Annotated in this window: 5 protein-coding genes; 3 read left to right on the top strand and 2 right to left on the bottom strand. The window is 65.0% G+C overall.

What is annotated here, in order from left to right:
* Positions 1-289: 289 nt before the first annotated feature.
* From ACP7DD_RS19995 to hepT, 3 genes are all read left to right on the top strand, one after another.
* Complete coding sequence (locus ACP7DD_RS19995) at positions 290-631, top strand: hypothetical protein (protein ID WP_426176553.1); 342 nt, start codon at positions 290-292, stop codon at positions 629-631.
* Between the two features lie 298 nt (positions 632-929).
* Complete coding sequence (locus ACP7DD_RS19990) at positions 930-2,186, top strand: putative Na+/H+ antiporter (RefSeq protein WP_426176552.1); 1,257 nt, start codon at positions 930-932, stop codon at positions 2,184-2,186.
* A 24-nt stretch (positions 2,187-2,210) separates the two neighbouring features.
* Positions 2,211-2,642: a type VII toxin-antitoxin system HepT family RNase toxin gene (gene hepT / locus ACP7DD_RS19985; RefSeq protein WP_426176550.1), complete on the top strand. Its 432-nt coding sequence runs from the start codon at positions 2,211-2,213 to the stop codon at positions 2,640-2,642.
* Here hepT and ACP7DD_RS19980 read toward each other — a convergent pair.
* The gene (locus tag ACP7DD_RS19980; RefSeq protein WP_426176549.1) at positions 2,622-3,755 is read right to left on the bottom strand and encodes an extracellular catalytic domain type 1 short-chain-length polyhydroxyalkanoate depolymerase; all 1,134 of its coding nucleotides are present in this window, start codon (positions 3,753-3,755) and stop codon (positions 2,622-2,624) included. The two genes, hepT and ACP7DD_RS19980, sit on opposite strands and share 21 nt — an antisense overlap.
* Before the next feature lie 584 nt (positions 3,756-4,339).
* Positions 4,340-8,395, bottom strand: coding sequence for an ATP-dependent RNA helicase HrpA (gene hrpA / locus ACP7DD_RS19975; RefSeq protein ID WP_426176547.1), 4,056 nt, complete (start codon positions 8,393-8,395; stop codon positions 4,340-4,342).
* Positions 8,396-8,399 lie beyond the last annotated feature (4 nt).

The following is an 8,399-nucleotide window of genomic DNA, read 5'->3' as shown; positions in this document are numbered from 1 at the left end:
CGCCCTGAAAAGCGGCTAGAACTTGGTTCTCAGGAGGCATGCGGGTTTGGATCGATAAATTTCGACTGATCATCGATAAAACCCGAAGGTATTCATGCCTTTTTCAACGCCCTGTTAAGGCAGAGTCCTTTTACGCGATCGCCAAAGGCGATCAGATGATTTTATTTTGTCGAGCTCCCTAAGTGTCAAGTCCCGCTTGAACGGCCCTAAGCGGACATCAATCCTTTCCGTATGTCCAGCCTGAAACCTTCTGGCAGGGCAACCTGCTGCGTCAGGTCAGGAGAAATAAATGAGCATACCGTTTGAAAGCGCTGCGGTCTATTTGCTCGGTTTTGTTGGCCTGGCTGCGGCAGGTCTCCTGCCCTATCGATCCTGGTTGTTAATGATTGACGTGTTCAAAACTAAAGGGCCGCAAGTTCGGAAGCGCTCGATGTTCGTCGCAGCGGCGCTGACCTTCGGCATTGCGCTATGGAGCGACATCCAAGTCGTCGGCCGAGTCTTTACGTGCCTCACTGAAGCCTACTGTGGACCGGGTGTCGCAAGTGTTTGGGGATATCTCGCAATGCTTGGTGCTGTTTACTTTGCCTTCGAGGCAGTGAACTATCTGCTGCGCAAGGTCGCTCGAGGGTAATTTCCTAGCGATCCGAGGGGCAGGCACGAGCGTCAGGCCTTAGCAGCGGAACGGGGGTCATTCCCGACAGACGTTGGATTACGCATACAACGATGAAAATCTCAGTAAAGCATACAGTGCATCGGGTCTAGCCAGGTCTAGCCAGGTCTAGCCAACTTTTCTAACATTCTGAAAAAAATATCTTGGCGTGCGGCATAATAGTCGCTCACTCATCATGGTTGCCGAATGAAAAAATCCTGCTCCTCCCGGTCTTACGCCGCCGCGCCTTGCCGGCGCGCAAACTAGCCTCGTGGACACCATGCAAGTAGTCGGCGCGGTGCTGTTCGCCTGCGCCCTGATCCACACTTTCTCCGCCAAGGCATTCGACCTGCTGGCCCACCGCCACCCGCGCCATGCCGGCCTGTTCGACTTGCTGGGCGAAGTCGAGGTGGTGTTCGGCTTCTGGGCCTTCCTGCTGATCATGGCGATGGCGCTGCTGTCGGGACCGCAGGCGGCGATCGATTATGCCGAATCGCGCCAATATACCGAGCCGCTGTTCGTCTTCGTCGTCATGGTGGTGGCGGCATCGCGGCCGGTGCTCGACAGCGTGCGCGCCCTGCTCGGCATGCTGGCGCGGCTGGCGCCGGTGCGCACCGAACTGGCGCTGGCCTGGCTCGGCCTGGCGCTGGTGCCGCTGTCGGGCTCCTTGGTCACCGAGCCGGCCGCGATGACGCTGGCCGCGCTGATGCTGGCGCCGCAAATCTTCCGTCCCCACGTACCCGAATGGCTCAAGTACGCCGCCCTCGGCGTGCTGTTCGTCAACGTCTCAATCGGCGGCACCCTCACCGCCTACGCCGCGCCGCCGGTGCTGATGGTTGCCGCCACCTGGGGCTGGGACAGCGCCTTCATGGCAACCACCTTCGGCTGGAAGGCCGCGCTGGCGGTGTGCATCAACGCCACCGGCGCCATCGTCCTGCTGCGCCGCCACCTCGAGGCCGAACCTTACACGGCGGCCGCCGAAGCGACCTCGCCCGAACTGGTGCCGCGCATGCCGCGCCTGGTCGCGCTGATTCACCTGGCGTTCCTGGCCGCGGTGGTGATGCTGGCCCATCATCCGGTGCTGTTCCTCGGCGTGTTCCTGCTGTTCCTCGGTTTTACCCAATCGTACCAGCGCTACCAGGATCCGCTGATCCTGAAGGAAGGCCTGCTGGTGGGATTTTTCCTGGCCGGATTGGTGGTGCTGGGCGGCATGCAGCAATGGTGGCTGCAACCGGTGGTGTCGAGCCTGGGACCGACCGCGCTGTTCTTCGGCGCGCTGGGGCTGACCGCAATTACCGACAACGCCGCGCTGACCTACCTCGGCTCGCTGATCACGGGCCTGGGCGACCATGAAAAATACATGCTGGTGGCCGGCGCGGTCGCCGGCGGCGGCCTGACGGTGATCGCCAACGCCCCCAACCCGGCCGGCGCGGCGCTCCTCAAGCGCGGCTTCAACGACGAATCGATCGGCGCGGTCGGCCTGTTCCTCGGCGCGTTGATGCCGACCGCGGTGGCGGCGGCACTTTTCCTCATATAACGCGTCCAACATACGGAGGCCAGCATGGACGATGGAGTACTGGTAAGCAAGACGGCAACGATCGCACGCGCGGTGCGCCGCGCCCGCGAGGAATACGAGAAGGACCCGACCACTTTTGTGGGCGACATCACGCGCCAGGACGCGGCCACGCTGAACGTGGTGCGCGCCTGGGAGGCGGCGGTGGAAATGGGCGACTACGTCATCGGCGCCTACGCGCTGGGCGTCCCAGGCGACGAGCGCGCCGTGTTGACGCTGCTGCACCAGGCCGGCTGGATCGACGCCGGGCTGGCCGATGAGCTAAAGCGCACCGGCGAATTTTGCCGCGCCGAATGGGATTACCAGGCCGCGCCGGTGCCGGCGCTGGTGAGCATCATCAAGCGCGGCCTCGACGAGCTGCAGACCTTCGCCAGCACCCTGGTGGCGCGCAACGCCGCCTCAGGCGCGCCGGTGCCTTGAAAAGAAATCGAGCATCATCTTGCTGGCGTCAGGACCTTGCGCCGAATTGAACGATACCCGCTCGTCGCCGCCGCTCCAGGCGTGCTTCAGTTCGGCGACGCGCGCCACCCGCAACATCACCTTGCTCCCGCTGTAGACGTCGCGCAACTGGTAGGCGCGGCCACCCTTGACCTTCTCGGCCACCTGCTCGGGGCTATCGGCCGCCAGATTATTCACCAGCATGGCCTGGCGCGTGAGGTGCGCCAGGTTGACGGGACGCACGACGGGGTCGTCGTCGCCATGGATCAGGATGGTGGGCAGAGGATGGAACTGGTCGCGCCGGCCAAGCACTTCGGCGATCGGGCCGTCGACCCGCGTGCCGGCGCCATGCTGCATCACCGTCAGCGCGCCGATGGTGCTGTGGGCGCCGCCGAAACTGGGCCCCGAATGCAGCCCGAGCCCGGCAAACAGGTCGGGATGGTTGAGGGCAACGATATTGGCCATCGCGGCGCCGGCCGAAATGCCGCAGATATAAATGCGCGAACCGTCGATCGGATAGGTGGCGCGCACCTTGTTGATGATGCCGATGATCATCGGCACGTCGCCGCCGCCCTGCTGGGTCGCGCGGTCGAACCATTTCCAGCAGCGGTGGCGATGACTGCTGACCGACTGTTGCGGATACAGCACCGCGTAGCCGGCCGTTTCGGCCAGCTGGTTCATGCGCGTGCCTTGGGCAAACAAGGTGGCGGTCTGCTCGCAGCCGTGCAGCATGACAATCAGCGGCAGGCCGGCGGCGGCGTCGGCGGGAGGATGGTCGGGTAGATACAGCCAGTAACTCATGCGGCGCAGCGTGCCGCGCTCGGAAACGCCGGCGAGATAGGAGGCGAGCCACTTGCCGGTGGCCGGGGCGGCCGGTTGGGGTGCAGGCGCAGCCTTCTTGGCGCGCTTCGTTTTTAGCGGCGCAACCGTGGCGGGCACGGTGGCGGCAGGCGCCTTCGGCCGCGGCTTGGGCTTGGCCCGGGCCGCCGGCTTGGGTGGCGCCAGCAACGTGCCAATGACGCGAGCCACCGAACGTTGCTGCTTCTTCCCGGCGCGCAGCAAACCGCGCAGCCAGGGATTAATCGTTTTTACCATCGGAACCTGGTTATGGGTGCATTCAAGCGCGCAAACAGCGCCGCTGCAAAGGAGCGGGTTGGGATCGATTTGCCGAGTGGGCCAGCGTTGTTGCAGCGCGCATTGACGAACATCATTTGGGTGCCTCCGTATTTTTTTACAAGCATAGCGAGCGCTAAATACCCGTTCTGTGCGTTGGCGCGCATAAGTGCGAAACCGCAACAATTTCCTGTGGTAAGCACTGCCCAATCAAGCCCGGCACGATTGAGCCGGATCAATCGGCAGGCGAAGGCAACACCTACGCTTACCCGGCTAAACCCACATTCGATCAAGGAGACGTACCATGACATTCGAAGACCCGGCATCGATGCTTCGCGCAGCGGCAGCATGCAAACGGGTAGCATGCCGATGGGTGGCATGAGCGGCGGCACGGGCATGGGCGCCGGCGGCAGCGGCACGGGCAGCGAAGGCGGCTCGGGCCTGTGATGCGGACCCGTTGACGCAGCAGCAGGGGTCTGACCCGCCGCTTAGGGTCGGACCCCGGATTTGCACGCGTCAACCAATCCGGGGTCCGACCCAGACAACGGGTCAGACCCCTCCGTTCCCTAACGCTGCATCGACTCCCACACCTTTTGCAGCCGCTTGGCCGATACCGGCATCGGCGTGCGCAGTTCCTGCGCGAACAGCGACACGCGCAATTCCTCCAGCATCCAGCGGAACTCGGTCATGCGCGGGTCGGTATTCTTGCCGGCCTGTACCTTGGAGATGCGCAGGAACTGGCTGGCGGCGCCAGTCCACTCGGCCATCGATTTGGCGTCGCGCGCCGGATCGCCGCGCAGCTTCTCGATGCGCACGTTGATCGCCTTCAGGTAGCGCGGAAAATGCGCCAGCTGCGCGTAGTCGGTCTCGGTGACGAAGCGCTTGTGCACCAGCGCCTGCAACTGCGCCTGCATGTCGGCCGCCGCCGCCTGCACGCCCTGCAGCTTTTTCGGCAGGCCATGGAATTCGGTCAGCACCTGCGACACCAGCCGCGCGATCTCGTTGACCAGCAGGCCAAGGCGCGACTTGCCGTCGTCCTTGCGCTTGTTGAACGACGCGGCGTCGGTCGGCAGAGGATCCTGCAGACAGGCGATGTCGATCGCCTTCTGGATGATCTGGTCGCGCAGCTCCTCTTGCGAGCCGAGCGCCATGAACTGCATGCCCATCTGCTGCATCGACGGGATGTTCTTCTCGATGAACTTGAGCTGCTCCTTGAGCTGCAGCGCGAACAGGCGGCGCAGGCCGACCCGGTGGGTGCGCGCCGCCACCGTCGGGTCGTCGAACACTTCGAGGTCGCAGTGGGCGCCCTTGTCGACCAGCGCCGGAAAGCCGATCAGGGTCAGCTTGCCCTGCACGATTTCGAGCAGCTCGGGCAGTTCGCCAAAGGTCCACGACGTCAACCCTGTATGAGCGCTGACGGCCGGCGCTGCCGCTGCCGGCGTGGTCTTCCCTTTGACTGGCGCCGCGACGACCGGCTCGGCCACGCTCTGCGCGGTTGCTTCGGCCAGCTTCTGGAAGCTCTGGCGCGCCTGGCCGCCGAATTCGGCCTGCAGCGTGGCCAGGTTGCGCCCCATGTCGAGCTGGCGGCCATGCTCGTCGATGACCTTGAAATTCATGAAGTGGTGCGCCGGCAGCGTCTCGATCTTGAAGTCGGTGGTCAAGACCGCGAGGCTGGTCTGGCTGCGGATGTCGGCGATGATGGCGTCGATCAGGTCGCCGCGGCCGAACATGCCGGTGTCGTGCATGCGCTCGCAAAAGCGCGCGGCGTAGTCCGGCAGCGGCACGCAATGGCGCCGCAGCTTTTGCGGCAACGATTTGAGCAGCAGGTGCACCTTCTCCTTCAGCATGCCGGGCACCAGCCACTCGACGCGCTCGCGCGGCAGCTGGTTCAGCGCGAACAGCGGCACCGACAAGGTCACGCCATCGCGCACGCTGCCCGGCTCGAAGTGGTAAGTGAGGCCCATCTCGATGCCGGTGACGGTCAGCGTCTTGGGGAACAGCTCGGTGGTAACGCCGGCCGCCTCGTGGCGCATCAGTTCTTCGCGGTTGAGGAACAGCAGCTTCGGATCGTCGCGCGTGACGAGCTTGTGCCAGGCTTCGAAGCCGGCGCCGTTGACCACGTCGGCCGGAATGAGCTTGTCGTAGAACGCGGCGATCAGGTGGTCGTCGACCAGCACGTCGAGCCGGCGCGACTTGTGCTCGAGGTTTTCGATTTCCTTGACCAGCTTGTGGTTATGGGCGAAGAACGGCGCGCGGGTGTCGTAGTCGCCGCCGACGAGCGCCTCCTGGATGAAGATCGCGCGCGCCTCGAAAGGATTGAACTGGCCGTAGTTGATGCGGCGCTGGCTGTACACCACCAGGCCATACAAGGTGGCCCGTTCGGATGCGGTGACCTGTGCGGCGCGCTTTTCCCAGCGCGGTTCGCCCCACGATTTTTTCAGCAGGTGGGCGCCGACGCGCTCGACCCACTCCGGCTGGATGTTGGCCACGGTGCGCGCGTACAGGCGCGTGGTGTCGACCAGTTCGGCCGCCATTACCCACTTGCCGGGCTTCTTGATCAGCGAGGAGCCTGGCCAGACGTGAAAGCGGATGCCGCGCGCGCCGAGGTAGCCGGCGCCCGGCTCGTCATCGCTCTTGAAGCCGATGTTCCCCAGCAGGCCAGTAAGCAGCGCAGCGTGCAGGTTTTCGTAAGTGGCAGGCAGCTCGTTGAGGCGCCAGCCCTGCTCCTTGACGATGGTGAGCAGCTGCGAATGGACGTCGCGCCACTCGCGCAGGCGCACCTGCGAGAGGAAATTGGCGCGGCAGGTTTCCTGCAGCTGGCGGTTGGTTTTCTTGTGCTCGATGGCTTGCTCGAACCAGCGCCAGATCTTGATATAGGTGAGGAACTCGGACTTCTCGTCGGCGAACTTCTTGTGCGCTTCGTCGGCCGCCTGCTGGTGCTCCATCGGCCGGTCGCGCGGATCCTGCACCGACAGCGCCGAGGCGATGATCAGCATCTCGGTGAGGCAGGCGTTCTCCAGCGCGGCCAGGATCATGCGGCCCACGCGCGGGTCGAGCGGCAGCTTGGCCAGCTTGTGGCCGAGCGGCGTGAGCGCATTGGTGTCGTCGACGGCGCCCACTTCCTGCAGCAGCTGGTAGCCGTCGGCAATCGCGCGGCCTTGCGGCGGCTCGATGAACGGGAACGTCTCGACGTCGGTCAGGTGCAGCGCCTTCATGCGCAGGATGACCGCCGCCAATGAGGAGCGCAGGATCTCCGGCTCGGTAAATTTCGGCCGCTCGAGGAAGTCCTTTTCTTCGTACAGGCGAATGGCGACGCCGTCGGCGACGCGGCCGCAACGGCCGGCGCGCTGGTTGGCCGCCGACTGCGCGATCGGCTCGACCTGCAGCTGCTCGACCTTGTTGCGGAAGCTGTAGCGTTTCACGCGCGCGAGACCCGCGTCGACGACGTAGCGGATGCCCGGCACCGTCAGCGACGTTTCGGCGACGTTGGTGGCCAACACGATGCGGCGCGCATTACTGATCTTGAAGACGCGCTCCTGCTCCTCGACCGACAGGCGGGCGAACAGCGGCAGGATTTCCACGTGCGGCGGGTGGTGCTTGCGCAGCGCTTCGGCGCAGTCGCGGATTTCGCGCTCGCCCGGCAGGAACACCAGCACGTCGCCGGAACCGAGCCGGCACAGTTCATCGACGGCGTCGACCACGGCGTCCATCAGGTCGCGCTTTTCGCGCGCGGCCTGCGCCTTTGGCAGCGGCTTGCCGGTGTCCGGGGCGCCGGTCAGCACCTGGTCGCGCTCGACCGGGCGGTAGCGCACTTCGACCGCGTACAGGCGACCCGATACTTCGATCACCGGCGCGAGCTTGCCGCCCACGCCGAAGTGCCGCGCGAAGCGGTCGGCGTCGATCGTCGCCGACGTGATGATCACCTTCAGGTCGGGCCGGCGCGGCAGCAGCTGCTTCAGGTAGCCAAGCAGGAAATCGATGTTCAGGCTGCGTTCGTGCGCCTCGTCGATGATGATGGTGTCGTAGTTCTTCAGCAGCGGATCGGTCTGGGTCTCGGCCAGCAGGATACCGTCGGTCATCAGCTTGACCGAGGCGCCAGGCTGCAGCGTGTCGGTGAAGCGCACCTTGAAGCCGACGTGCACCCCTAACGGCGAGCCGAGTTCCTGGGCGATCCGCTTGGCGGTCGACGACGCCGCGATCCGGCGCGGCTGGGTGTGGCCGATCATGCCTTTCTGGCCGCGTCCGAGTTCAAGGCAGATCTTCGGCAGCTGGGTGGTCTTGCCCGAGCCGGTCTCGCCGGAGACGATGATGACCTGGTTTTCCATGATCGCGCGGGCGATGTCGGCGCGCCGGCCAGATACCGGCAGCTCCTCGGGGAAGGTAATCGGCGGCAGCGGCGTGCGCGCGACCTCGACGCGCGGCGGGCGCGGTTCACGCGGCGGCTGCCCGGCACGCGGCTCCTGCGGCGCGCGCGGCGGACGTGGCGTCTGCTGCGCGCGCGGCTGTCCGGGCGCGCGCTGACCTTCGGCACGCATAGGGCGCGCCGTCGCTGGCGTATCGGTCCGGTCGGGGGAAGGCTGCGGCGCTGATGCTGGCAAACGCTTGTTACTCTGTTCTGACATTGTT

It is taken from the genome of Massilia sp. TWR1-2-2, from assembly GCF_049897565.1.
Taxonomy (GTDB): domain Bacteria; phylum Pseudomonadota; class Gammaproteobacteria; order Burkholderiales; family Burkholderiaceae_D; genus JAFCUW01.
The sequence above is the reverse complement of the archived record's forward strand: the minus strand, read 5'-3'. Positions and strand labels throughout refer to the sequence as shown.

Excerpts from the sequence above, each read along its gene's own strand:
- ACP7DD_RS19980 (WP_426176549.1), bottom strand. The coding sequence starts at position 3,755 with ATGGTAAAAACGATTAATCCCTGGCTGCGCGGTTTGCTGCGCGCCGGG.
- hrpA (WP_426176547.1), bottom strand. The coding sequence starts at position 8,395 with ATGTCAGAACAGAGTAACAAGCGTTTGCCAGCATCAGCGCCGCAGCCT.
- ACP7DD_RS19995 (WP_426176553.1), top strand. The coding sequence starts at position 290 with ATGAGCATACCGTTTGAAAGCGCTGCGGTCTATTTGCTCGGTTTTGTT.
- ACP7DD_RS19990 (WP_426176552.1), top strand. The coding sequence starts at position 930 with ATGCAAGTAGTCGGCGCGGTGCTGTTCGCCTGCGCCCTGATCCACACT.
- hepT (WP_426176550.1), top strand. The coding sequence starts at position 2,211 with ATGGACGATGGAGTACTGGTAAGCAAGACGGCAACGATCGCACGCGCG.